Origin of the sequence: Vibrio neptunius (assembly GCA_019339365.1) — a bacterium.
GTDB lineage: Bacteria > Pseudomonadota > Gammaproteobacteria > Enterobacterales > Vibrionaceae > Vibrio > Vibrio neptunius.
Genome location: CP079859.1, coordinates 721,937 through 745,946 on the forward strand (window position 1 = coordinate 721,937; position 24,010 = coordinate 745,946).

Annotated in this window: 34 protein-coding genes and 2 pseudogenes; 31 read left to right on the top strand and 5 right to left on the bottom strand. The window is 45.9% G+C overall.

The window, feature by feature from the left end; all coding sequences use genetic code 11:
• Positions 1-199 precede the first annotated feature (199 nt).
• The 30 genes and pseudogenes from rnr to rplQ all read left to right on the top strand — a co-directional run bounded on the left by rnr (position 200) and on the right by rplQ (position 17,740).
• Positions 200-2,665 carry a ribonuclease R gene (gene rnr / locus KW548_03455; GenBank protein QXX07139.1) on the top strand — a complete coding sequence of 822 codons (2,466 nt, stop codon included), beginning with the start codon at positions 200-202 and terminating at the stop codon, positions 2,663-2,665.
• 12 nt (positions 2,666-2,677) lie between these two features.
• Positions 2,678-3,415: a 23S rRNA (guanosine(2251)-2'-O)-methyltransferase RlmB gene (gene rlmB / locus KW548_03460; GenBank protein ID QXX07140.1), complete on the top strand. Its 738-nt coding sequence runs from the start codon at positions 2,678-2,680 to the stop codon at positions 3,413-3,415.
• 672 nt (positions 3,416-4,087) lie between these two features.
• Complete coding sequence (rpsJ, locus tag KW548_03465; GenBank protein ID QXX07141.1) at positions 4,088-4,399, top strand: 30S ribosomal protein S10; 312 nt, start codon at positions 4,088-4,090, stop codon at positions 4,397-4,399.
• Positions 4,400-4,413: 14 nt separating this feature from the next.
• A complete protein-coding gene (gene rplC / locus KW548_03470) occupies positions 4,414-5,043 on the top strand; it encodes a 50S ribosomal protein L3 (GenBank protein QXX07142.1) in 630 nt (209 codons plus the stop codon).
• 17 nt (positions 5,044-5,060) lie between these two features.
• Positions 5,061-5,663 (top strand): 50S ribosomal protein L4, encoded by a 603-nt coding sequence (rplD, locus tag KW548_03475; GenBank protein ID QXX07143.1) that lies wholly within the window; start codon positions 5,061-5,063, stop codon positions 5,661-5,663.
• Positions 5,660-5,962, top strand: coding sequence for a 50S ribosomal protein L23 (gene rplW / locus KW548_03480; GenBank protein QXX07144.1), 303 nt, complete (start codon positions 5,660-5,662; stop codon positions 5,960-5,962). Before rplD ends, rplW begins: the two co-directional genes overlap by 4 nt.
• A gap of 16 nt (positions 5,963-5,978) precedes the next feature.
• A complete protein-coding gene (gene rplB, locus KW548_03485) occupies positions 5,979-6,803 on the top strand; it encodes a 50S ribosomal protein L2 (GenBank protein QXX07145.1) in 825 nt (274 codons plus the stop codon).
• Positions 6,804-6,824: 21 nt separating this feature from the next.
• Entirely contained in the window at positions 6,825-7,103 is a 279-nt protein-coding gene (gene rpsS, locus KW548_03490; GenBank protein QXX07146.1) for a 30S ribosomal protein S19, read from the top strand.
• Between the two features lie 10 nt (positions 7,104-7,113).
• Positions 7,114-7,446, top strand: coding sequence for a 50S ribosomal protein L22 (gene rplV / locus KW548_03495; protein QXX07966.1), 333 nt, complete (start codon positions 7,114-7,116; stop codon positions 7,444-7,446).
• Positions 7,447-7,465: 19 nt separating this feature from the next.
• Positions 7,466-8,164 carry a 30S ribosomal protein S3 gene (rpsC, locus tag KW548_03500; GenBank protein QXX07147.1) on the top strand — a complete coding sequence of 233 codons (699 nt, stop codon included), beginning with the start codon at positions 7,466-7,468 and terminating at the stop codon, positions 8,162-8,164.
• 11 nt (positions 8,165-8,175) lie between these two features.
• Complete coding sequence (rplP, locus tag KW548_03505; protein ID QXX07148.1) at positions 8,176-8,586, top strand: 50S ribosomal protein L16; 411 nt, start codon at positions 8,176-8,178, stop codon at positions 8,584-8,586.
• Positions 8,586-8,776 (top strand): annotated as a pseudogene (gene rpmC, locus KW548_03510) (50S ribosomal protein L29). Before rplP ends, rpmC begins: the two are co-directional and overlap by 1 nt.
• Complete coding sequence (gene rpsQ / locus KW548_03515) at positions 8,776-9,030, top strand: 30S ribosomal protein S17 (protein ID QXX07149.1); 255 nt, start codon at positions 8,776-8,778, stop codon at positions 9,028-9,030. The pseudogene rpmC and the gene rpsQ overlap by 1 nt, the downstream one beginning before the upstream one ends.
• A gap of 164 nt (positions 9,031-9,194) precedes the next feature.
• A complete protein-coding gene (gene rplN / locus KW548_03520; GenBank protein QXX07150.1) occupies positions 9,195-9,566 on the top strand; it encodes a 50S ribosomal protein L14 in 372 nt (123 codons plus the stop codon).
• A gap of 13 nt (positions 9,567-9,579) precedes the next feature.
• Positions 9,580-9,897 (top strand): 50S ribosomal protein L24, encoded by a 318-nt coding sequence (gene rplX, locus KW548_03525; protein ID QXX07151.1) that lies wholly within the window; start codon positions 9,580-9,582, stop codon positions 9,895-9,897.
• Positions 9,898-9,920: 23 nt separating this feature from the next.
• Positions 9,921-10,460, top strand: a complete 540-nt coding sequence (gene rplE, locus KW548_03530; protein QXX07152.1) for a 50S ribosomal protein L5 — start codon at positions 9,921-9,923, stop codon at positions 10,458-10,460.
• Positions 10,461-10,477: 17 nt separating this feature from the next.
• Complete coding sequence (gene rpsN / locus KW548_03535) at positions 10,478-10,783, top strand: 30S ribosomal protein S14 (protein QXX07153.1); 306 nt, start codon at positions 10,478-10,480, stop codon at positions 10,781-10,783.
• A 29-nt stretch (positions 10,784-10,812) separates the two neighbouring features.
• Complete coding sequence (rpsH, locus tag KW548_03540) at positions 10,813-11,205, top strand: 30S ribosomal protein S8 (protein ID QXX07154.1); 393 nt, start codon at positions 10,813-10,815, stop codon at positions 11,203-11,205.
• Between the two features lie 12 nt (positions 11,206-11,217).
• Positions 11,218-11,751 (top strand): 50S ribosomal protein L6, encoded by a 534-nt coding sequence (gene rplF, locus KW548_03545; protein QXX07155.1) that lies wholly within the window; start codon positions 11,218-11,220, stop codon positions 11,749-11,751.
• A 9-nt stretch (positions 11,752-11,760) separates the two neighbouring features.
• Positions 11,761-12,114 (top strand): 50S ribosomal protein L18, encoded by a 354-nt coding sequence (rplR, locus tag KW548_03550; protein QXX07156.1) that lies wholly within the window; start codon positions 11,761-11,763, stop codon positions 12,112-12,114.
• A gap of 14 nt (positions 12,115-12,128) precedes the next feature.
• Positions 12,129-12,632 (top strand): 30S ribosomal protein S5, encoded by a 504-nt coding sequence (rpsE, locus tag KW548_03555; GenBank protein QXX07157.1) that lies wholly within the window; start codon positions 12,129-12,131, stop codon positions 12,630-12,632.
• Positions 12,633-12,639: 7 nt separating this feature from the next.
• Positions 12,640-12,816: a 50S ribosomal protein L30 gene (gene rpmD / locus KW548_03560; GenBank protein ID QXX07158.1), complete on the top strand. Its 177-nt coding sequence runs from the start codon at positions 12,640-12,642 to the stop codon at positions 12,814-12,816.
• A 5-nt stretch (positions 12,817-12,821) separates the two neighbouring features.
• Positions 12,822-13,256 carry a 50S ribosomal protein L15 gene (rplO, locus tag KW548_03565; protein QXX07159.1) on the top strand — a complete coding sequence of 145 codons (435 nt, stop codon included), beginning with the start codon at positions 12,822-12,824 and terminating at the stop codon, positions 13,254-13,256.
• A gap of 20 nt (positions 13,257-13,276) precedes the next feature.
• Positions 13,277-14,611, top strand: a complete 1,335-nt coding sequence (gene secY / locus KW548_03570) for a preprotein translocase subunit SecY (protein QXX07160.1) — start codon at positions 13,277-13,279, stop codon at positions 14,609-14,611.
• Positions 14,612-14,638: 27 nt separating this feature from the next.
• Positions 14,639-14,753: pseudogene (rpmJ, locus tag KW548_03575) on the top strand (50S ribosomal protein L36).
• Between the two features lie 150 nt (positions 14,754-14,903).
• Positions 14,904-15,260, top strand: coding sequence for a 30S ribosomal protein S13 (gene rpsM, locus KW548_03580; protein ID QXX07161.1), 357 nt, complete (start codon positions 14,904-14,906; stop codon positions 15,258-15,260).
• An 18-nt stretch (positions 15,261-15,278) separates the two neighbouring features.
• Positions 15,279-15,668, top strand: a complete 390-nt coding sequence (rpsK, locus tag KW548_03585) for a 30S ribosomal protein S11 (GenBank protein ID QXX07162.1) — start codon at positions 15,279-15,281, stop codon at positions 15,666-15,668.
• Between the two features lie 27 nt (positions 15,669-15,695).
• Positions 15,696-16,316 (top strand): 30S ribosomal protein S4, encoded by a 621-nt coding sequence (rpsD, locus tag KW548_03590; GenBank protein ID QXX07163.1) that lies wholly within the window; start codon positions 15,696-15,698, stop codon positions 16,314-16,316.
• 24 nt (positions 16,317-16,340) lie between these two features.
• Positions 16,341-17,333, top strand: coding sequence for a DNA-directed RNA polymerase subunit alpha (gene rpoA / locus KW548_03595; protein ID QXX07164.1), 993 nt, complete (start codon positions 16,341-16,343; stop codon positions 17,331-17,333).
• 26 nt (positions 17,334-17,359) lie between these two features.
• Positions 17,360-17,740: a 50S ribosomal protein L17 gene (gene rplQ, locus KW548_03600; GenBank protein ID QXX07165.1), complete on the top strand. Its 381-nt coding sequence runs from the start codon at positions 17,360-17,362 to the stop codon at positions 17,738-17,740.
• A 567-nt stretch (positions 17,741-18,307) separates the two neighbouring features.
• Here rplQ and KW548_03605 read toward each other — a convergent pair.
• Positions 18,308-18,928 carry an FKBP-type peptidyl-prolyl cis-trans isomerase gene (locus KW548_03605; protein ID QXX07166.1) on the bottom strand — a complete coding sequence of 207 codons (621 nt, stop codon included), beginning with the start codon at positions 18,926-18,928 and terminating at the stop codon, positions 18,308-18,310.
• A gap of 234 nt (positions 18,929-19,162) precedes the next feature.
• On the opposite strand from KW548_03605, the gene KW548_03610 reads away from it, so the two are divergent.
• Positions 19,163-19,732, top strand: a complete 570-nt coding sequence (locus KW548_03610) for a lysine transporter LysM (protein QXX07167.1) — start codon at positions 19,163-19,165, stop codon at positions 19,730-19,732.
• Here the strand turns inward: KW548_03610 and KW548_03615 are convergent, their stop codons facing one another.
• The 4 genes from KW548_03615 to cpdB all read right to left on the bottom strand — a co-directional run bounded on the left by KW548_03615 (position 19,733) and on the right by cpdB (position 23,771).
• Positions 19,733-20,596: a DMT family transporter gene (locus KW548_03615; GenBank protein QXX07168.1), complete on the bottom strand. Its 864-nt coding sequence runs from the start codon at positions 20,594-20,596 to the stop codon at positions 19,733-19,735. It lies immediately after the preceding gene.
• 2 nt (positions 20,597-20,598) lie between these two features.
• Positions 20,599-21,051: a GNAT family N-acetyltransferase gene (locus tag KW548_03620; GenBank protein QXX07169.1), complete on the bottom strand. Its 453-nt coding sequence runs from the start codon at positions 21,049-21,051 to the stop codon at positions 20,599-20,601.
• 70 nt (positions 21,052-21,121) lie between these two features.
• Positions 21,122-21,670 carry a Crp/Fnr family transcriptional regulator gene (locus tag KW548_03625; GenBank protein ID QXX07967.1) on the bottom strand — a complete coding sequence of 183 codons (549 nt, stop codon included), beginning with the start codon at positions 21,668-21,670 and terminating at the stop codon, positions 21,122-21,124.
• A gap of 139 nt (positions 21,671-21,809) precedes the next feature.
• The gene (gene cpdB, locus KW548_03630) at positions 21,810-23,771 is read right to left on the bottom strand and encodes a 2',3'-cyclic-nucleotide 2'-phosphodiesterase (protein QXX07170.1); all 1,962 of its coding nucleotides are present in this window, start codon (positions 23,769-23,771) and stop codon (positions 21,810-21,812) included.
• Between the last annotated feature and the right edge of the window lie 239 nt (positions 23,772-24,010).

Below are 24,010 nucleotides of genomic sequence, written 5' to 3' on the forward strand. Positions count from 1 at the left end.
AACCTTGCCTTTGTGTTCGTTCGCTTCCCCCGTAAAGCTGCAGCTGGTCTCTAGCGTAAGCCACTAAGATTGTGACCAATCATAGCCAGTGATGAAAATAGAGTGAGAATTTGGCTTTTTAATCTAACTCTCCTGTAGCTTAGTAAGTGAGTCAGATATACTAGCTTTAATTACCTTCCTTGTTTAATTAGGCGCGCCTATGTCAGAAAACACCACAAACGATCCTTTTGCCGCTCGTGAGTCAGAGAACTACGAAAACCCAATTCCCAGTCGGGAGTTCATTCTTGAATTTCTTGAGCAGGCTGGCGTTCCTTTAAATCGCAACGATCTTTTTGAAGCGCTTCATTTAGAAGGTGAAGAGCAATATGAAGGCTTACGCCGTAGATTAAGAGCGATGGAACGTGATGGTCAACTGGTGTTTACCCGCCGTCAATGCTACGCCTTGCCAGAAAAACTCGAAATGGTGAAAGGTTACGTTATCGGACACAAAGATGGTCATGGCTGGGTGCGGCCTGAAGGGAGTGTGGGCAAAGATAACGATGTGGTATTGCCTCATCACCAGATGAAAAGTGTTTTGCATGGCGACTATGTGTTAGTCCAGCCAACACAGAACTCCAAGCGAGGAAGAAAAGAAGGTCGTTTGGTTCGCGTGCTTGAAGAGCGTCAGACGCAAATTGTGGGTCGATTCTTTATGGAGTACGGCTATTCCTATGTTGTGCCCGATGATTCGCGTATTAGCCAAGACATCCTGATCCCGAATGACTTACGTGCAGGAGCGCGTATGGGTAACGTCGTGGTGATTGAAATTACCGATCGTGGCTCTCGCTCTCGTGGCATGATGGGCAAAGTGATTGAAGTTCTGGGTGAAAATATGGCCCCGGGGATGGAGACACAAATTGCTATCCGTACTCACCAAATTCCGCATGAGTGGCCTGAAGCGGTCGATAAGCAAATAGAAGGGCTTGGTGAAGACGTACCGGAAGAGGCAAAAGTCGGTAGGGTAGACCTACGCGAACTGCCACTCGTGACTATCGATGGCGAAGATGCTCGCGACTTTGACGATGCTGTTTTCTGTGAGAAAAAGAAAAGCGGTGGTTGGAGGCTTTGGGTCGCTATTGCCGATGTCAGCTATTACGTTCGTCCAGACAGTGCACTGGATAAAGAAGCGATTAACCGCGGTAACTCGGTTTACTTCCCATCGCAAGTCGTTCCAATGCTTCCGGAGGTATTGTCTAACGGCTTATGTTCTCTCAACCCGCAAGTTGATCGCCTATGTATGGTGTGTGAGATGACCATCTCTGAGACGGGTAAGTTATCTGGCTATAAGCACTACGAAGCGGTGATGAACTCCCATGCTCGCCTGACTTACAACAAGGTACACCATATCCTTGAAGGAGATGAGGAGCTGCGCCAAAGATACGAACCACTCGTTCCTCACTTAGAAGAGCTCCATAAGATGTACAAAGTGCTTAAGCATGCTCGTGACAATCGTGGTGCGATTGAATTTGAAACGGTGGAAACCAAGTTCATCTTCAATGCGGAGCGTAAGATTGACAGTATTGAACCTGTGATTCGCAACGATGCGCATAAGATTATTGAAGAGTGTATGATCTTAGCCAATATCGCTTCTGCTTCTTTGGTCGAAAAAGCAAAGGAACCGGCACTCTACCGAATTCACGAATCTCCGGGTGAGCTACGTCTGCAAGGTTTCCGAGACTTCTTAGGTGAGCTAGGTCTGCACTTAAATGGTGGTTTAGAACCATCGCCAACCGATTACGCTGACTTAGTTAAGCAAATTGGCGAGCGTCAAGACAAAGAACTGATTCAAACCATGTTATTACGTTCGATGAAGCAGGCGGTCTATAACGCAGATAACTGCGGCCACTTTGGCTTGGCACTAAAACGCTACGCGCACTTTACCTCGCCTATTCGTCGCTACCCAGACTTGCTATTGCATCGCGCGATCAAATATCTAATTGCCAAAGAGAATGGCACATTGAAAGATCGCTGGACACCGACAGGTGGTTGCCACTATTCATTTGATGACATGGACTTCTATGGTGAGCAATGTTCGATGACTGAGCGTCGTGCCGATGACGCGACTCGTGAAGTCTCTGACTGGCTCAAATGTGAGTACATGCAAGATCACGTTGGTGAAGAGCTGGAAGGTGTGATTGCTAATGTGACTGGCTTTGGTTTCTTTGTCCGTCTAACTGAATTGCATATTGACGGACTAGTGCATATTTCTGCTTTGGCAAACGACTACTACCAGTTTGATCCGATTGGACAGCGACTAATTGGTGAAACTTTCGGCGCTATCTATCGCCTTGGTGATGCAGTGAAAGTGAAAGTGCTGTCTGTAAATCTAGATGATCGACAAATTGACTTTGAATTAGTCGAAACTAGTCGTAAGCTACGCGGCAAAGGAAAAACAGCCAAAAAACGTGCAGCCGAGGCACAGAAAAAAGCTAAGGCCAAAAAAAATGCGGCAGCGAATGGTCGTCGTTCCGCAGATAAAGCGAAGCCTATGGTTGAACCAACAAAACGCCCGGATGGCAGTCAGGAAGAAGGCAAAGGCAGTAAAACCTCGAAGAAACCTTCAGAAAAAGCGCGTAAGAAAAAGCCACGTCACAAAGCAAAGAAAGCGCGTGGTAAAAAACAGTAATCGGATAAATTAATGAGTAATGAATTTATTTACGGCATTCACGCAGTAAAAGCGGTACTGGCAAAAGAGCCAGAGCGCTTTGTTGAAGCCTTCGTATTAAAAGGTCGTCAAGATGACCGCTTAATGCCAATCTTGAATGAACTCCAGATATGTGGTGTGTCGATTCAACAAATGACACGTAAAACTCTGGATGACAAAGCACGTGGTGCTAATCACCAAGGCATTATGGCTAAGGTGAAGCCAGCTAAGCCGCTGAATGAAAATGATCTCGATGACATTCTTGCCCAACATTCCACACCGTTATTGCTAGTATTGGATGGAGTCACTGATCCGCATAACCTAGGCGCGTGTCTACGCAATGCTGATGCTGCGGGAGTGGCGGCGGTGATTGTTCCTAAGGATAAGTCAGCGAATATTACGGCTACGGTCAGCAAAGTCGCATGTGGCGCAGCAGAAACAGTACCTTTGGTTCGCGTAACCAACTTAGCACGCACAATGCGCGCATTGCAGGAACAGGGGATCTGGTTTGTTGGCACGGCTGGCGAAGCAACTCATGACCTCTACCAAGCTAAATTAACTGGGCCTCTTGCGATCGTCATGGGCGCAGAAGGCGATGGTATGCGTCGCCTGACACGTGAAACTTGTGATGACCTAATCAAGATCCCTATGGCAGGGAGTGTCTCAAGTCTAAATGTCTCTGTTGCCTCAGGCATTTGTTTGTTTGAAGCGGTACGTCAGCGCTTAGCGTAAAAAGTTGGAATACATATAAAGAGCGGGCTGTTGTTTCAGCCCGCTCTTTTATGTTGTTACATCGCTAAATGGAATCGATGACTCCAGGTATGTCATTCCATAGACCGAAGAAGGAGGGAGTAGGGAATCTCTTAAAGACATCTACTTGAGTTACGAGATCCCCAATTCGCTCGTCCCTCACTCTTGAGGATGACCGTTTTGGATTTGCAGGAAATCGAATACCATTTACAGCTTCTCCATAGGACGAAGTCCGTTCCCGCATCCCGCATCCCGCATCCCGCATCCGGTATCCCAATTCCAACTCCTCATTTCCTCTTATGCGTTTATTTTTCACACAGCGCTTGCATGTCAAACTGTGATCTGTATAATGCAGCGCACTGGTTAAGCCAGTTGTGAACCAATGAGCGAAGAGGAGCTGATTTATCTCTATGATATTTCAGGTAATGTAGACTCAGCTTATGTTCGCGGTTAATACAATTAGCTACTTATTCTTCGGAATAACTATCCCCAGACGTGATTCTGGTATGTAGGGGTAGTTAATCGAAAATTAACTGACAATACTTCCTAATCTTGGAAGTTACGGTTTCACATAAATCAATCGGCATTCTCTCGCTTTTGCGAGTGTGAGTGGCGATATTGTTTGTGTAATTTTTAATATTGGAGCTCTGTCTCATGCAGAACCAACGTATCCGTATCCGCCTAAAAGCTTTCGATTACAAACTAATCGATGCTTCTACAGCGGAAATCGTTGAAACAGCTAAGCGCACTGGCGCACAGGTTCGTGGTCCAATCCCACTGCCTACTCGTAAAGAGCGTTTCACAGTTCTTATCTCTCCACACGTTAACAAAGATGCTCGTGATCAGTACGAAATCCGTACTCACAAACGTCTAATCGACATCGTTGAGCCAACAGACAAAACTGTTGATGCTCTGATGCGTCTAGACCTTGCTGCGGGCGTTGACGTACAAATTAGCCTAGGTTAAGGGAGATTAGAAGAATGATTGGTCTAATCGGTCGTAAAGTGGGCATGACCCGCGTATTTACTGAAGAAGGCGTTTCTATCCCAGTAACAGTTGTTGAGGTTGAAGCTAACCGTGTTTCTCAAGTTCGTACACTTGAGACTGACGGCTACGCAGCAATCCAGGTAACTACTGGTGCTAAGAAAGCTAACCGTGTTTCTAAGCCAGAAGCTGGCCACTTTGCGAAAGCAGGTGTTGAAGCTGGTCGCGGTCTTTGGGAATTCCGTTTGGAAAACGGTGAAGAGTTTGAAGTTGGTGCTGAACTAACAGTTGAACTGTTCAACGAAACTAAGAAAGTAGACGTTACTGGTACATCTAAAGGTAAAGGCTTCCAAGGCGCTGTTAAGCGTTGGAACTTCTCTACTCAAGATATGACTCACGGTAACTCATTGTCTCACCGTGCTCCTGGTTCTATCGGTCAATGTCAGACTCCAGGTCGCGTATTTAAAGGCAAGAAAATGGCAGGTCACATGGGTGCTGAGCGTGTAACGACTCAAAACCTAGAGATCGTACGTGTTGACGCTGAGCGCAACCTGCTTCTTATTAAAGGTGCAGTCCCAGGCGCAACTGGCGGTAACGTGATCGTTAAACCAGCTGTTAAAGCATAACGTCTCAGGAGTAAGTAATGGAACTAATGGTTAAAGGTGCCGATGCACTAACTGTTTCCGAAACTACTTTCGGACGTGAGTTTAACGAAGCTCTTGTACACCAAGTAGTTGTTGCGTACGCAGCAGGTGCTCGTCAAGGTACTCGTGCTCAAAAAACACGTTCAGAAGTTTCTGGCGGTGGCGCTAAGCCATGGCGTCAAAAAGGTACTGGCCGTGCGCGTGCTGGTACAATCCGTAGCCCAATCTGGCGTACAGGTGGTGTTACTTTTGCTGCGAAACCACAAGATCACAGCCAAAAAGTAAACAAAAAAATGTACCGTGGTGCTATGAAGAGCATTCTTTCTGAGCTTGTTCGTCAAGAGCGTTTAATCGTTGTTGATAACTTCTCAGTAGAAGCACCAAAGACTAAAGAGCTTGTAGCTAAGCTTAAAGAGCTTGAGCTAACTGACGCGCTTATCGTGACTAGCGAAGTAGATGAGAATCTATTCCTAGCTGCTCGTAACCTATACAAAGTTGACGCACGTGACGTTGCTGGTATCGACCCAGTATCGCTAATCGCGTTCGACAAGGTTGTAATTACTGCTGACGCAGTTAAGCAAGTTGAGGAGATGCTAGCATGATCACTGAAGAGCGTATCCTAAAAGTTCTACGTGCTCCGCACATCTCTGAAAAAGCAACTATGGCAGCTGAGAAAGCGAACACTATCGTTTTCAAAGTAGCTAAAGATGCTACTAAAAAAGAGATCAAAGCAGCTGTAGAAAAGCTATTTGAAGTTGAAGTTAAGTCTGTAAATACTCTTATTAATAAGGGTAAGACCAAACGTCAAGGTCTACGCCAAGGTCGCCGCAGCGACGTTAAGAAAGCGTACGTTACTTTGAAAGAAGGTCAAGATCTTGACTTTGTTGGCGGCGCGGAATAACAGGAGTAGTTGAGAAATGGCTATTGTTAAATGTAAGCCGACTTCCCCTGGTCGTCGTCACGTTGTTAAAGTTGTTAACGCTGACCTACACAAGGGCAAGCCATACGCACCTCTTCTAGAGAAAAACTCTAAGAACGGTGGTCGTAACAACAACGGTCGTATTACAGTACGTCACATCGGCGGTGGTCACAAGCACCACTACCGTGTAATTGATTTTAAACGTACTAAAGACGGTATCCCAGCGAAAGTTGAGCGTCTAGAATACGATCCAAACCGTAGCGCTAACATCGCTCTAGTTCTGTACGCAGACGGTGAGCGTCGTTACATCCTAGCACCTAAAGGTGTTCAAGCTGGTGATGCTATCCAGTCTGGTGCTGACGCGCCAATCAAAGCTGGTAACGCACTTCCAATGCGTAACATCCCAGTAGGTTCAACTGTACACAACGTTGAACTTAAGCCTGGTAAAGGTGGTCAGCTAGCTCGTTCGGCTGGTGCATATGCTCAAATCGTTGCTCGCGACGGTGCATACGTAACTATCCGTCTACGTTCTGGCGAAATGCGCAAAGTACTTTCTGAAGGCCGTGCAACAATCGGTGAAGTTGGTAACTCTGAGCACATGCTACGTGAACTTGGTAAAGCTGGTGCTAGCCGCTGGCGTGGTGTTCGTCCAACCGTTCGTGGTGTTGTGATGAACCCAGTAGACCACCCACACGGTGGTGGTGAAGGCCGTACTTCTGGTGGTCGTCACCCAGTTTCACCATGGGGTCAGCCAACTAAAGGCTTCAAGACTCGTAAGAACAAACGCACTGACAAGTACATCGTACGTCGTCGTAACAAGTAATCTATATAAAGAGGAATCGCCATGCCACGTTCTCTCAAGAAAGGTCCATTTATTGACCTACACTTGCTGAAGAAGGTAGAGAAAGCGGTGGAAAGCGGAGACAAAAAGCCTATTAAGACTTGGTCCCGTCGTTCAATGATCATCCCTACGATGATCGGTTTGACCATCGCTGTCCATAATGGTCGTCAGCACGTACCAGTTTTCGTTACCGAAGAAATGATCGGTCACAAACTGGGTGAATTTGCACCAACTCGTACTTACCGCGGCCACGTCGTGGATAAGAAAGCTAAGAAGCGTTAAGGAGTAGATGATGGAAGCACTAGCTAAACATAACTTTGCTCGCATTTCGCCTCAGAAAGCTCGCTTAGTTGCGGATCAAATCCGTGGTAAATCAGTTGACCAAGCTCTAGAAATCCTAACTTTCAGCAACAAAAAAGCGGCTGATCTAGTTAAGAAAGTTCTTGAGTCAGCTATCGCGAACGCGGAGCACAACGAAGGTGCAGATATTGACGATCTAAGTGTCGCAAAGATCTTCGTAGATGAAGGCCCTATCATGAAGCGTATTATGCCTCGTGCTAAAGGTCGTGCGGATCGTATCTTGAAGCGTTCAAGCCACATCACTGTTGTTGTAGCAGATCGCTAAGAGACTAGGAGAGTAAGCAATGGGTCAGAAAGTACATCCAAATGGTATTCGTCTTGGCATCGTTAAGCCTTGGAATGCTACATGGTTTGCTAACACCAAAGATTTCGCTGACAACCTAGACGGCGACTTCAAGGTACGTCAGTTCCTTACAAGTGAACTGAAAAAAGCGTCTCTATCACGCATCGTTATCGAGCGTCCTGCTAAGAGCATCCGTGTGACAATTCACACTGCTCGTCCAGGCGTTGTAATCGGTAAGAAAGGTGAAGACGTTGAGAAGCTACGCACAGCAGTAGCTAAAATTGCAGGTGTACCAGCGCAAATTAACATCGCTGAAGTACGTAAACCTGAACTAGATGCGCAACTTGTTGGTGACAGCATCGCGTCTCAGCTAGAGCGTCGTGTTATGTTCCGTCGTGCTATGAAGCGCGCGGTACAAAACGCTATGCGTCTAGGTGCTAAAGGCATCAAAGTAGAAGTAAGCGGTCGTCTAGGCGGCGCTGAAATTGCACGTTCAGAGTGGTACCGTGAAGGTCGTGTGCCTCTACACACTCTACGTGCTGACATTGATTACGCAACTTCTTCGGCTCACACTCAATACGGTGTGATCGGCATTAAAGTTTGGATCTTCAAAGGTGAGATCCTAGGCGGTATGCCAGCAGCTAACGCTGTAGAGCCTAAAGGCGACAAGCCTAAGAAGCAGCGCAAAGGCCGTAAGTAAGGAGTCGACAGATGCTACAACCTAAACGTACTAAGTTCCGTAAGGTTCAGACAGGTCGTAACCGTGGTCTAGCTAAAGGTACTGATGTAAGCTTCGGCGAATTCGGTCTTAAAGCAACTGGCCGTGGCCGTCTAACTGCTCGTCAAATCGAAGCGGCACGTCGTGCAATGACACGTCACGTTAAGCGTCAAGGTAAAATCTGGATCCGTGTGTTCCCAGACAAACCTATCACAGAAAAACCACTTGAAGTTCGTCAGGGTAAGGGTAAAGGTAACGTTGAGTACTGGGTAGCCCAAATCCAACCTGGTAAGGTTATGTACGAAATGGGTGGTGTACCTGAAGAATTGGCTCGTGAAGCGTTCCGTCTAGCGGCGCGTAAACTGCCATTCAAAACTACGTTTGTAACTAAGCAGGTGATGTGATGAAAGCACAAGATCTACGCGAAAAAGCGTTGAAGAGCTTAACTCTGAGCTACTGAATTTGCTACGCGAACAGTTCAACTTGCGCATGCAAGCTGCAACTGGTCAGCTACAGCAAACTCATACTCTGAAAGCTGTACGTCGTGATATCGCACGTGTGAAAACCGTATTGACTGAGAAGGCAGGCGCATAATGAGCGACAAAATTCGTACTTCATTTGGTCGTGTAGTTAGCAACAAGGCTGACAAGTCTATCACTGTTGCTATCGAGCGCATGGTTAAACACCCAATTTACGGCAAGTTCGTAAAGCGCACGACTAAAGTTCACGCACATGACGAGAACAACGAGTGTGGCCTAGGCGATACTGTTGAGATTCGTGAATGTCGTCCACTGTCTAAGACTAAGTCTTGGACTTTGGTAAAAGTTGTAGAAAAGGCGAAGATCTAATCTTCACTATTCTATAAACAAAAAAACGGCTCCAAAATTATTTTGGGGCCGTTTATTTTTTGACTACCCAATCACAGAAAAGGGTGGTACAATTCGCGTCCCTTTTAAAGAGGCAGCCCGACCCGTGATGGGTCTAGTTATTAATATTTAGCGGAGCACTAACAATGATCCAAATGCAAAGTACACTTGACGCAGCTGATAACTCTGGCGCGCGCAAGGTAATGTGTATTAAGGTCCTGGGTGGCTCACACCGCCGTTATGCACATATCGGTGACGTCATCAAAGTTACTGTTAAGGAAGCAATTCCTCGCGGTAAAGTTAAAAAAGGTGACGTTCTGAAGGCGGTAGTAGTGCGCACCCGTAAAGGCGTACGTCGTCCAGACGGTTCTGTCATTCGCTTCGACCGTAATGCTTGCGTATTGTTGAACGACAACACTGAGCAACCAATCGGTACACGTATCTTTGGCCCTGTGACACGTGAACTTCGTGGCGATAAGTTCATGAAGATCGTTTCACTGGCTCCAGAAGTTCTGTAAGGAGCACGTAGAAATGGCAGCTAAAATCCGTCGTAACGACGAAGTAATCGTTCTTGCTGGTAAAGACAAAGGCAAGAAAGGTAAAGTAACTAAGGTTCTAGCAACTGGTAAAGTTATTGTTGAAGGTATCAACCTTGTTAAGAAGCACCAAAAGCCGGTTCCGGCTCTAGGTCAACAAGGTGGCATCGTTGAGCAAGAAGCAGCTATTGATGCTTCTAACGTTGCAATCTTTAACTCAGCTACTGGTAAAGCTGACCGTATCGGTTTCCGTTTTGAAGATGGTAAGAAAGTTCGTTTCTTTAAATCTAACAACGAAATCGTTTCTAACTAATAGAAGTAATTTGGAGTTCTACTATGGCGAAACTGCATGATTACTACAAGTCGTCTGTAGTCGCTGAACTGACCAAAGAGTTCAGCTACACAAGCGTCATGCAAGTCCCTAGAATCGAGAAAATCACCCTAAACATGGGTGTTGGTGAAGCAATCAACGATAAGAAACTGCTAGAAAACGCAGCTGCTGATATGGCAACGATCTCTGGTCAAAAGCCACTTATCACTAAAGCGCGTAAATCTGTTGCAGGTTTCAAAATCCGCGAAGGCTACCCTATCGGTTGTAAAGTAACCTTGCGTGGCGAACGTATGTGGGATTTTCTTGAGCGTTTAATTAACATCGCTCTTCCACGTGTACGTGACTTCCGTGGTGTTAGCGCTAAGTCTTTTGACGGACGCGGTAACTACAGCATGGGCGTTCGCGAGCAAATCATCTTCCCGGAAATCGACTTTGATAAAGTTGATCGAGTACGCGGTCTAGACATCACTATTACGACGTCTGCTGGTACTGATGAGGAAGGCCGTGCTCTGCTGGCTGCCTTTAACTTCCCATTCCGTAAGTAAGGTGAAGGGTTACTGTTATGGCTAAAAATTCAATGAAAGCACGTGAAGCAAAACGTGCGAAGCTAGTAGCTAAGTTCGCTGAAAAGCGTGCTGCGCTTAAAGCTATCATCAGCGATGTAAACGCATCTGAAGAAGATCGTTGGAACGCAGTTCTTAAATTGCAATCTCTTCCACGTGATTCAAGTGCATCTCGTCAGCGCAACCGTTGTAACCAAACTGGTCGTCCACACGGTTACCTACGTAAGTTCGGTCTAAGCCGTATCAAAGTTCGTGAAGCTTGCATGAAAGGCGAGATTCCTGGACTTCGTAAGGCTAGCTGGTAATTGCCACTTAATCATTTGGAGTAAATCATATGAGCATGCAAGATCCGATTTCGGATATGCTGACCCGCGTTCGTAACGGTCAGGCAGCAAACAAAGTTGCTGTTAAAATGCCTTCTTCAAAGCTTAAAGTTGCAATTGCTGCACTACTAAAAGCTGAAGGTTACATCACTGATTTCGCTGTAGAAGGCGAAGCTAAACCTGAGCTAGAAGTTACACTTAAGTACTTCCAAGCTAAACCGGTAATCGAGCAACTTAAACGTGTTTCTCGTCCAGGTCTACGTGTTTACAAGAAGAAAGATGAACTTCCTTCTGTAATGGGTGGTCTTGGTGTTGCTATCGTTTCAACTTCCAAGGGTCTTATGTCAGACCGCGCTGCACGTAAAGCAGGTCTTGGTGGTGAAATCATCTGCTACGTAGCTTAATAGGAGTAGACTATGTCTCGTGTTGCTAAAGCACCTGTCGCTATTCCAGCTGGCGTAGAGGTGAAACTAAACGGCCAAGAAATCACTGTAAAAGGTGCTAAAGGCGAACTATCTCGCGTTCTTAACGATGCGGTAGTTGTTGCTCAGGAAGAAAACAATCTTACTTTCGGTCCACGCGAAGGTGTTGCTAACGCATGGGCACAAGCAGGTACTGCTCGCGCTCTAGTTAACAACATGGTTGTTGGCGTTACTGAAGGCTTTACTAAGAAGCTAACTCTTAAGGGTGTAGGTTACCGTGCTGCTATCAAAGGCAACGCTGTAGGCCTAACTCTTGGCTTCTCTCACCCAGTTGAGCATGAATTGCCAGCGGGTATTAAAGCTGAGTGTCCAAGCCAAACTGAAATCGTGATCACTGGTTGTGACAAACAACTTGTTGGTCAGGTTGCGGCTGACATTCGTTCTTACCGTGAGCCTGAGCCTTATAAAGGTAAAGGTGTTCGTTACGCAGATGAAAATGTGCGTACTAAAGAAGCTAAGAAGAAGTAAGGTAACACTATGGATAAGAAAGCATCTCGCATCCGTCGTGCTACACGCGCACGTCGTAAGATTGCAGAACTGGGTGCAACTCGCCTAGTAGTACACCGTACTCCTCGTCACGTGTACGCTCAGGTTATCGCATCAAACGGCTCTGAGGTTATCGCAGCAGCTTCTACTGTAGAAAAAGCGATCCGTGAGCAAATTAAGAACACTGGTAACATCGATGCAGCTAAAGCAGTAGGTAAAGCTGTTGCTGAGCGCGCTCTTGAAAAAGGCGTTGATTCAGTTGCATTTGATCGTTCTGGTTTCCAATACCACGGTCGAGTGGCGGCGCTAGCAGAATCTGCTCGCGAAGCTGGTCTGAAATTCTAAGGTAGGGTTGGAAGATGGCTAAAGAACAACAAGTTCAAGCGAATGATTTGCAAGAAAAGCTAATCGCAGTTAACCGTGTTTCAAAAACGGTTAAAGGTGGTCGAATCATGAGCTTTACTGCACTAACTGTAGTTGGTGACGGTAACGGTCGTGTAGGTTTCGGTTACGGCAAAGCACGTGAAGTACCTGCAGCGATCCAAAAAGCAATGGAAAAAGCGCGTCGCAATATGACGACGATCGCTTTAAACGAAGGCACTCTTCACCACCCGGTGAAAGGTCGTCATTCGGGCTCTAAAGTTTACATGCAGCCAGCTGCAGAAGGTACGGGTGTAATCGCAGGTGGTGCGATGCGTGCAGTACTAGAAGTAGCAGGTGTACACAACGTACTATCTAAAGCATACGGTTCTACGAACCCTATCAACATCGTTCGTGCTACGATCGATGCGCTAGGTAGCATGAAGTCGCCAGAAATGGTTGCTGCTAAACGTGGTCTAACTGTTGAATCTATTTCGGAGTAAGAACACCATGGCAACTATTAAAGTTACTCAGACTAAAAGCTCAATCGGTCGCCTACCTAAGCACAAAGCGTGTTTAAAGGGTTTAGGCCTTCGTAAAATCAACCATACTGTAGAACTTGAAGATACTCCGTGTGTACGCGGCATGATCAACAAGGTTTTCTACATGGTTAAAGTTGAGGAGTAATCAGAATGCGTTTGAATACTCTATCACCGGCTGCGGGTTCTAAGCCTTCTGCGAAGCGCGTAGGTCGTGGTATCGGTTCTGGCCTTGGTAAAACCGGTGGTCGTGGCCACAAAGGTCAAAAGTCACGTTCTGGCGGTTCAGTACGTCCAGGTTTCGAAGGCGGTCAAATGCCTCTGAAACAACGTCTACCAAAATTCGGCTTCACTTCTCGTAAGAGCCTAGTGTCTGCTGAAGTTCGTCTAGCTGAGCTAGCGAAAGTTACTGGTGACGTCGTTGACCTAAACAGCCTTAAAGCTGCTAACGTTATCACTAAGAACATCGAATTTGTAAAAGTTGTTCTATCTGGTGAAATTAACAAAGCAGTGACTGTTAAAGGTCTACGTGTGACTAAAGGCGCTAAAGCTGCAATCGAAGCTGCAGGCGGTAAAATCGAGGAATAATCTCGAGGAACGAGGTACAGATGGCTAAGAAACCAGGACAAGATTTTCGTAGTGCTCAGAGCGGCTTAAGTGAACTAAAGTCGCGCTTGTTATTCGTAATTGGTGCACTTTTAGTATTCCGAGCAGGCTCTTTTGTGCCGATTCCTGGTATTGACGCTGCTGTACTTGCCGATTTGTTCGAACAGCAAAAAGGTACCATCGTTGAAATGTTTAACATGTTCTCCGGTGGTGCTCTTGAGCGTGCATCTATATTAGCGTTGGGCATCATGCCGTATATTTCGGCATCTATTGTTGTCCAACTGCTAACTGTAGTTCATCCAGCGTTAGCTGAACTCAAAAAAGAGGGTGAAGCAGGCCGTCGTAAGATCAGCCAATATACACGCTACGGCACGCTTGTACTTGCAACATTCCAGGCTATTGGTATTGCAACTGGCTTACCAAACATGGTCGACAATCTGGTTGTTATCAACCAAACCATGTTTACGCTAATTGCTACCGTAAGTTTAGTAACCGGCACCATGTTCTTGATGTGGTTAGGTGAACAAATTACAGAGCGTGGTATTGGTAACGGTATTTCGTTATTGATTTTTGCAGGTATTGTTGCTGGATTGCCTTCCGCAATCGGTCAAACAATCGAGCAAGCGCGTCAAGGTGAATTGCATGTACTTCTTCTGCTGTTGATTGTTGTACTTGCTTTTGCAGTAATTTACTTCGTTGTTTTCATGGAGCGTGGTCAACGTCGAATCGTTGTTAACTACGCGAAGCGTCAACAGGGTCGTAAAGTATTTGCTGCGCAAAGCACTCATTTGCCACTTAAAATTAATATGGCAGGTGTCATTCCAGCAATCTTTGCGTCAAGCATTATCTTGTTCCCAGGAACATTGGCGCAGTGGTTTGGTCAAAATGGTGAGAGCAGCACGCTCGGTTGGTTAACTGACGTGTCTTTGGCTCTGAGCCCAGGTCAACCTCTGTATGTAATGCTTTATGCTGCAGCAATTATTTTCTTCTGTTTCTTCTACACGGCGTTGGTATTCAACCCGCGTGAAACAGCAGATAACCTGAAGAAGTCCGGTGCATTCGTACCCGGCATCCGCCCAGGTGAGCAGACAGCGAAATATATCGATAAAGTAATGACGCGTTTAACCCTAGCTGGTGCGCTTTACATTACCTTTATCTGTCTGATTCCGGAGTTCATGATGGTCGCGTGGAACGTACGTTTCTACTTCGGCGGTACATCGCTACTTATCGTAGTCGTTGTGATTATGGACTTTATGGCACAGGTACAGACTCATCTGATGTCTCAACAGTATGATTCTGTGTTGAAAAAGGCAAACCTAAAGGGCTACGGCCGTTAATTTAGGTTTCATTTACGGAGTTTAGCAATGAAAGTTCGTGCTTCCGTTAAAAAAAATCTGCCGTAACTGTAAAGTTATCAAGCGTAACGGTGTTGTTCGCGTGATTTGCAGTGAGCCAAAGCACAAGCAGCGCCAAGGCTAATTAGCAGAAATTTTTACTTGAAATATAAGGTAGCGTCGAGTATATTCCTCGGCCTACCTTTTGCGTGCAAAAGAAGTAGTATTCCGCAGCGTATCCATAACGGGCTTTGCTGCGGCTAATTCTTTTTATAGAAACACTTAGGAGTGAATAATGGCCCGTATAGCAGGCATTAACATTCCTGATCAGAAACATGCCGTAATCGCTCTAACAGCGATCTACGGTATCGGTAAAACTCGCTCTCAAGCTATCCTAGCTGAAGTGGGTATTGCTGAAGATGTTAAGATCAGTGAACTAACTGAAGAGCAGATCGATCAACTGCGTGATGGTGTAGCTAAGTACACTGTAGAAGGTGATCTACGTCGTGAAGTATCAATGAACATCAAGCGTCTTATGGACCTTGGCTGTTACCGTGGTCTTCGTCATCGTCGCAGTCTACCACTACGTGGACAGCGTACTAAAACCAACGCTCGCACCCGTAAGGGTCCGCGTAAGCCGATCAAGAAATAATCGGGAAGGTAGAGTACAATGGCTAAACAACCAACTCGCGCTCGTAAGCGCGTACGCAAGCAAGTTGCAGATGGCGTTGCGCACATCCATGCTTCTTTCAATAACACAATCGTAACCATCACTGACCGTCAGGGTAACGCTCTAGCTTGGGCTACTGCAGGTGGTTCAGGTTTCCGTGGTTCTCGTAAGTCTACTCCGTTCGCTGCACAGGTTGCTGCTGAGCGTTGTGCTGAAATGGCTAAAGAATACGGTCTAAAGAACTTGGAAGTTATGGTTAAGGGTCCTGGTCCAGGTCGCGAATCTACTGTTCGTGCACTGAACGCTGCTGGTTTCCGCATCACAAACATCGTTGATGCTACACCAATCCCTCATAACGGTTGTCGTCCACCTAAGAAACGTCGCGTATAACGTTTTTTAGATTACTGGAGAAAGATCATGGCAAGATATTTGGGTCCTAAGCTGAAGCTTAGCCGTCGTGAAGGCACTGACTTATTCCTTAAGTCTGGTGTTCGCGCGATCGATACCAAGTGTAAAATTGATAACGCACCAGGTGTACACGGCGCTCGTCGCGGTCGTCTATCTGAGTATGGCGTTCAGCTTCGTGAGAAGCAAAAAGTTCGTCGTATGTACGGCGTTCTAGAAAAACAATTCCGTAACTACTACAAAGATGCTGCTCGCCTTAAAGGCAACACTGGTGAAAACCTACTTCAGCTTCTTGAAGGTCGTCTTGATAACGTAGTTTACCGTATGGGCTTTGGTGCAACTCGCGCAGAAGCACGTCAGCTAGTTAGCCACAAAGCTATCCTAGTTAACGGTAAAGTTGTAAACGTTCCTTCTTTCAAAGTTGCGGCTAACGACGTTGTTTCTATCCGTGAGAAAGCTAAACAGCAATCTCGCATTAAAGCAGCTCTAGAAGTTGCTGAACAACGCGAAAAACCAACTTGGATTGAAGTAGATGGTGGTAAGATGGAAGGTACGTTCAAGCGTATGCCTGAGCGTTCAGATCTATCTGCTGACATCAACGAACAACTGATCGTCGAACTTTACTCTAAGTAAGGTTTAAACTAAAGAGAGGACACAATGCAGGGTTCTGTAACAGAATTTCTTAAGCCACGTCTTGTTGACATCGAACAAGTTAGCACGACACACGCAAAAGTAACTCTTGAGCCATTGGAGCGTGGCTTTGGTCACACTCTAGGTAATGCACTTCGCCGCATTCTTCTATCTTCTATGCCAGGTTGTGCAGTAACAGAAGTGGAGATTGAGGGCGTTCTACACGAATACAGTACAAAAGAAGGTGTTCAGGAAGATATTCTTGAAATTCTTCTAAACCTTAAAGGTTTGGCTGTACGCGTTGCCGAAGGCAAAGATGAAGTGTTTATTACGCTTAACAAATCAGGCTCAGGCCCTGTGGTTGCAGGTGACATCACCCATGATGGTGATGTAGAGATCGCTAACCCAGAACACGTTATTTGTCACCTAACAGATGACAACGCTGAGATCGCTATGCGTATCAAAGTTGAACGTGGTCGTGGTTACGTTCCAGCTTCAGCTCGTATCCATACTGAAGAAGATGAGCGTCCTATTGGTCGCCTACTGGTTGACGCTACGTACAGCCCAGTAGATAAGATTGCTTATTCTGTAGAAGCAGCTCGTGTAGAGCAGCGTACAGACTTAGACAAGCTTGTTATCGACATGGAAACGAACGGTACTCTAGACCCTGAGGAAGCTATCCGTCGCGCAGCTACTATCCTAGCTGAGCAATTGGATGCGTTCGTAGATCTACGTGATGTACGTGTACCTGAGGAGAAGGAAGAGAAGCCAGAATTCGATCCGATCCTACTGCGTCCTGTAGACGATCTTGAACTAACAGTTCGCTCTGCTAACTGTTTGAAAGCAGAAGCGATTCACTACATCGGTGATCTTGTACAGCGCACTGAGGTTGAGCTACTTAAAACGCCTAACCTTGGTAAAAAATCTCTTACTGAGATTAAAGACGTACTTGCATCACGTGGTCTGTCTCTGGGTATGCGCCTAGAAAACTGGCCACCAGCGTCTATCGCTGAAGATTAATCGATACTAGTTAGAAGGATTAGGTCATGCGCCATCGTAAGAGTGGTCGTCAACTCAACCGCAATAGCTCACATCGCAAAGCGATGTTCAGCAACATGGCTAGCTCTCTAGTACGTCATGAAGTTATCAAGACTACTTTGCCAAAAGCTAAAGAGCTACGTCGCGTAGTTGAGCCTTTGATTACACTAGCTAAGACTGACAGCGTTGCTAACCGTCGTCTAGCATTTGCACGTACTCGTGACAACGAAGTAGTTGCAAAACTATTTAACGAACTAGGTCCACGTTTTGCTGCTCGTCAGGGCGGTTACACTCGTATCCTAAAAGCTGGTTTCCGTGCTGGTGATAAAGCTCCAATGGCTTACATTGAGCTTGTAGATCGCCCAGCTGCTGAAGAAGCTGCTGAGTAATCAGGTTCGTAAGAACGAAAAAGCCGAGCATTAGCTCGGCTTTTTTGCGTTTAGAGATAGTGAAAGAACGGGCTAGGCCCTATGGAGCGCTTCGCTTGTAGAAAACGGGATCGGGCTTCGCCCTTTGGGATAGGCCGGCACTATATCCCGTCATTCCATAGACTGACGAAGGAAGGAGTAGGGAATCTCAATAAATTATCTACTTGCTTGAAGAGATCCCCAACTCACTTGTTCCTCGTTCTCGGGGATGACCATTAGCCAAAAACAAAGGATTGACTAAAAGTGTCTACCCAGCGAGATTTCTCCAGCTCTTACTGCCAGATTGTACCTAAGCTACCCAACAAGCCGCTGCTTGCGCCTTGGCGATTTTGCCATAATTGCTTTATGTCGCACTTGCTTGACCATCGCTTGAAGTACTTTTGCATCCTATTAAAGCAAGGCTTGCTAAAGTCGCTATTGCTAATTTCTTGTACATTATCTCTCCTTGCTTCAATAGTACCTATACGCATTGATAAAAAAACGGCGACACAATGGTCGCCGTTATACATGCTTAAATTTCTTAAGAAATTAAAGGATGTCTAGTAGTTCTACTTCAAATACTAGTGCTGCGAACGGAGGAATCGCTGCACCTGCGCCACGCTCACCGTATGCTAGGTCTTGAGGAATGTATAGTTTCCACTTAGAACCAACAGGCATTAGTTGAAGTGCTTCAACCCAGCCTTTGATTACGCCAGTTACCGGGAACTCTGCTGGTTGACCGCGAGATACTGAGCTGTCGAATACAGTGCCGTCAGTCAGCTCACCATGGTAGTGAACACGAACTTGCTTATCTGATGTCGGGATTTCACCAGTACCTTCTGTGATAACTTCGTACTGTAGGCCTGACTCAAGAACCGTTACTTCAGGGCGAAGTGCGTTGTCTTTTAGGAACGCTTCACCGTCAGCAGCCGCTGCTTTCGCTGATTCCTGACGAGCAGATTCTGCGCGTTGGTGTAGGTCTTGAAGTGCAGAGTTGATTTCGTCGATTTCAATAGCTGGCATGTCGCCCACTAGCGCTGTTGCGATACCCGCTGCGATTGCATCAACGCTCAGGCCTTCTAGACCAGATCCCGCCAGTTGCTGACCCATCTGTAGACCAATGCCGTAGCTTGCTTTTTGTTCTACAGTTTCAAATTTAACTTCAGACATGATGTCTCTCTACTTTTGATGTGTTTAGGCGGGACAGGATACCAGTATTAGTGTTGGGATGAAATGGTCGTGCTTGGATGCAACAACAAGTATCACAATGTGAGATTTACGTCTTACTTTTAAGCTGAGGTTGGCAAATTTGACCTGAACATCACTTAACACATTGAAAACTCCTATACTAGAGTGCGCTTCGTTTTTATACTTGTAGCCATGGATTTTGGGAGACCTAGCATAGTGAATCGTAGAAAGAAGAAAGCCAAACAGGTAGATTATGCTGAGATAATGCAGCAAAAAATCTCACAGGTGGATTGGAAAAGGCTCGTTGATCAAGCAAAGCGCGCTTGGTTTCGCTTACCTATACTCCACCGACGTGCTCTTATGGTCCTAGTCCCTGTTGTTTTTCTTTTAATTATCTTCCCTAGCGCGGAGTCTACAAGTGTTCAGCAACAAGCAGAGCCAACAGTTCAGCAGCGCGTGCAAGTTGACATAAATACAACAGGTTTGAGCGAGCAGCCTTCCCAAGAACAAGAAAACTTGAAGTCTGAAGTATGGCAAGAATACACAGTCAAAAAAGGTGACACACTGGCTCAAGTGTTTCGTCATAACGATTTAGCGATGGCTGACTTAAACGCCTTGGTACGCGTTGAAGGTAACGATAAGCCACTCAGCCACATCAAAGCTGGTCAGCTTGTACGTTTTAAGCTCGCGGATGATGGTAGGTTAGATATTCTCCAGCTTGAAAAACGTTCAACGTCAGTGATGTTCTTCCGTTTATCAGATGGTGGATTTGGACGCAGTAAGTAGTTAACTGCTCACGACATGCCGTCGAAATCGTCGTCTTATGGGTAATAAAGGAGCGATAATTAGCGTGATACCAAGGGCGGTAATCCAATCAGGAATTTCATTAAACCACCAAACTCCAAACAGAGTGACAAACACTAATCCAGAATACTCCGCTAAGCCTATCTCTCCAGCTGGCGCTTTCCGATAAGCTAAAACCGCCAGCCCATTATAAATAAGAATCAGCAGTGCACCGGCGGCGATGAATCCCAATTGGGAGGCGCTGATTGCTTGCCAAGACCAAGCGGCTAGAATGCCTGCAACAGGAAGGGAGAGTAGCGAGGTCCAAAATAAAGTACTGATCATCGATTGTTGAGCGGGTAGCTTACGCGCTGAGACATTAAACAACGCCAGAGTAATTGCAGTACCGAGAGCAAAAAGAGCGGCCCAATGAAATTGCGAAGGTCTGAGTACAATCAGTACGCCAACAAAACCCAATAATGTGCCGATCACTTTGGAACGAGAAGGTTTTTCTCCTATCATCAACATTGAAATGGGCAGCATCAATAAAGGGGCAGCGTAGAATACGGCATTTGCACTGGCTAATGTCATATGAGTGATGGCTACCACCATGCAGCCACTACCAATTAAAACGAGATGAGCGCGAAAGATGTTGAGATTGGGTGAATGTAGCTGGCGTTTTGTTCGTGCTTCTTTTCTCCATAAAGGGTAGATCACCGCCACTGAGATTAACTGACGAATAAAAATGTACTGAAACGGGCTCACATTGCCGTCGAGTAATTTGACCATCACATCTGATAGTGATGCCGCTAGATTACCTGCAATGAGTAGCCACAGCGCGATGGCTTGAGGAGAAAGCCTACCCACAGTTAACGACTAAATTTCATGTCGATGTGCGGAATGTTGTCCTCTAGGTACATCTCTGAGGTACGCTGAAAACCATGGCGATTATAGTAGGTTTCCAGATGCTCCTGAGCACCAATCTCAATATCTTGTCCCGGCCAGAGCTTATCGCATTCCAACAGAGCTTGTTCGAGCAATTGATGGCCTAACCCGTCACCGCGGTGAGCTTTCTCGGTAGCCACTCGACCAATGCTGACCGAAGGGTAGCTAGCGTTTCGTGGCAGAAGTCGCGCACAAGCAACCAGTTCGTCGTCTTTGTAACCCATTAAATGGTAAACGTTTTCTAAGCTATCCTTGCCATCCAACTCAGGGTAGGGGCAGGTTTGTTCGACGACAAATACATCAACACGTAGTTTGAGGAGCTGGTAGAGCTGATGGACAGACAATTGGTCAAAAGGTAAAAGTTGCCAGGTGATCATAGCGTTACTCGGTTTCGTTGTTATATAGAGCTAAGTTAACAGTGATGAAATCAGGCAGCATTAACAAATGTTAACTTTGCATTCGCTTTTTAATTCGGCTCAGGCTAATCGATGTAATACCTAGATACGCGGCTATCTGATAGTCAGTCAGTCTTTCGGGTAAGTGCGGATAGTGCTTGCAGAAGAGTTCATAACGTTCTTCTGGAGTATATAACAACATAAAGCGTTCTTTGTTCTCTTTGTACATTAACTGAGTTTCTAGCAGCTTGAGATACACGCTATGTTTTTGACTGCGCCATTGACGAAGCGTTTCGACTGGAAGCGAGAAGAGGACGCAAGAGGTCAGAGATTCGAGCAGGTAGGGTGACGGTTGCTGCTTGATTAAACTTTCAAAGCCGATGATCCAGTCGTGTTCCCAGTAAAATTCCTTGCTGAATTCTTTACCTTTATCAGTGAGATAGGCTGAATGGCAGATCCCTTCGATGAGGAAAAAGATCTCGTCAGCTAGCTGGCCTTGATGAAGCAATATATGTCGAGTTGGGAGCTCAATAAGTTGGGAAGAATCAAGTAATTGGTCTATCTCATCGTGGTTGAAGCCTGTGGCTTGGAGCTGTTCCATAAAGCGTTCGGTGGGCTGCATGAACTTTGTATCATCAACTAAAACATGCTTAGAATTCTAACCGATCAAGTGCGATTCGCTAACTTCTGATGAAAAAAAACCGCGATAAAAATCGCGGCTTGAAAGCGATATCATACGCTTACTTTTGCAGATCTATCTGATAAACCGCGAAGCCCACATCGTCTGTTGCGACATGTTTCATCGGGTATTGGCCTTTCTTCTCAATGAAGGCCGCAGCTTTCTCACTTGGTGAGGTTTCAAAACGGATGTCCAGTTTGTTTTCAGACTTAATTGGCGCGAATGTCCAGTTGTTGTCTGCGCTTGGTGTTACTTCGCCTTTCTCTTTACTTACTCGACTGATGTAAGACGCAATAACAGAACGGTTTTCGTCTGGAGAATCAAACGCTACAAATTCGCTGCCAGTACCTGGGAACTTGTTGCTGTAGGCACGGTAATTATTGGTAGCGATCAGGAAATCTTGTTCCATATCGATTGGCTTACCTTGGTAAGTCAAACCAACAATACGTTCAGCCCCTTCATTGATCTGCTTACAGTCACCATCATATTTGGCTGGCTGAGTGACATCAATTTGGTATTCAACACCGTCAATGACATCGAAGTTATAAGTACGGAAGCCATCCCAGTCGATCAGCTGCTGTGGCGCAGTGCTGTTAACATCAATCTGTTGGAATTGGCCAGCAGTACACTCCAGCCATTCTTTCACTTCTTTACCCTTGACCTTCATTGCGACAAGCGTGTTCGGGTAAAGGTAAAGGTCTGCTGCATTACGGAACGTCAACTGACCAGATTCGACTTCAGTAAAGTTTGCGGGATCGTTCTTACGACCACCAGCTTTGAATGGAGCGGCTGCAGAAAGGACTGGAATATCTGACAGATCAGGGTCGCCTTGAATAAAGCGTTCAACGTAATCTTTCTGTGCAAGGTTAACGATTTGTACGGTTGGATCGTCCTGTACAAGAGCTAGGAAGCTGTACATCACGTCGTTTGCTTTACCGATTGGCTGGTTAACGAAATCGCGCGTACCTTTATGGTCTGTTTCTAGCGCTTTAACCATGTCAGGATCGGCTTTGGCAAGAGACTTCTTAGCCATTTTATCGTAGATAGGACGGGTTTCTGCCTCACCTTTCACAACTGACCACTTGCCATCTTGTTGTTTCAATTCTAGGTCGATAACACCGACGTGGCTACCCCAACGTCCAGGCATAACCGAAGCGACGCCGTTAATGGTACCTTTTTGGTTATCGACGCCTTGGATGTTGTCAAAACCTTTACCCGGGAAGACCGCATGTGAATGACCAAAGGCGATGGCATCAATGCCTTTGACTTCTGATAAGTAGTAGGTTGAGTTTTCTGCACCTACTTTGTAAGGGTCAGATGCTACGCCAGAGTGCGGAATGGCAACGATGACATCAGCGCCTTCTTTTTTCATCTGAGGGACAAGCTGTTCTGCTGTCTCTTTGATGTCTTTAGCAAAGACCTTACCTTCAAGGTTTTTCTTATCCCATACCATGATTTGTGGTGGAACGAAGCCGATGTAGCCGACTTTGATTTGGTGTTCTTTACCATCAATATCTTTAAATGTGTGCGACTTAATAATGTATGGCTTGAAGTAGTGTTCGCCGGTTTTCTTGTCGAACACGTTAGCGCTAATGTATGGGAAGTCAGCATCGTTGATAGTTTCAGCCAAGAACTCTAGGCCATAGTTGAACTCGTGGTTACCGATGTTACCCACATCGTAGTTAAGTTGGTTCATGGCTTTGTATACAGGGTGTACTTCACCTGGCTTGATGCCTTTCTCTGCCATGTAGTCACCCATAGGACTGCCTTGGATGAGGTCACCGTTATCAACCAGTACACTGTTTTCTACTTCAGCCTGAGCTTGCTTCACTAGTGTGGCTGTACGAGTCAGTCCTATCTTCTGGGTCGGTTTATCTTTGTAGTAGTCGTAGTCCATGACGTTAGTGTGAATATCCGTGGTTTCTACGATACGTAACTTGATCGTTTCAGCCATAGTAGGGCCTGCCATAGTTAGCATGCCACCAAGTACAGCAATCGAAAGGGGGTTCACTGCGACTTTCATTTTTAAGCTCCGATAGCGTTATTGTGAGACGCTGCATAATGTAACAAAACGTTGTGCAACGAATATTTCACTCAGTAGCAAAGTGTGACACAGGGCGATTACTTTATGCCGTTCTGCTTAGCAGATCTCATCTAAGTTCAACGGTTATTTACATCGTATTTCGCCCTTATCATGAAAAGGTATAAAAAATGAAATTTTAGAATTTCAGGTAATATAACTAGAGCGCCATAATGCTTTCA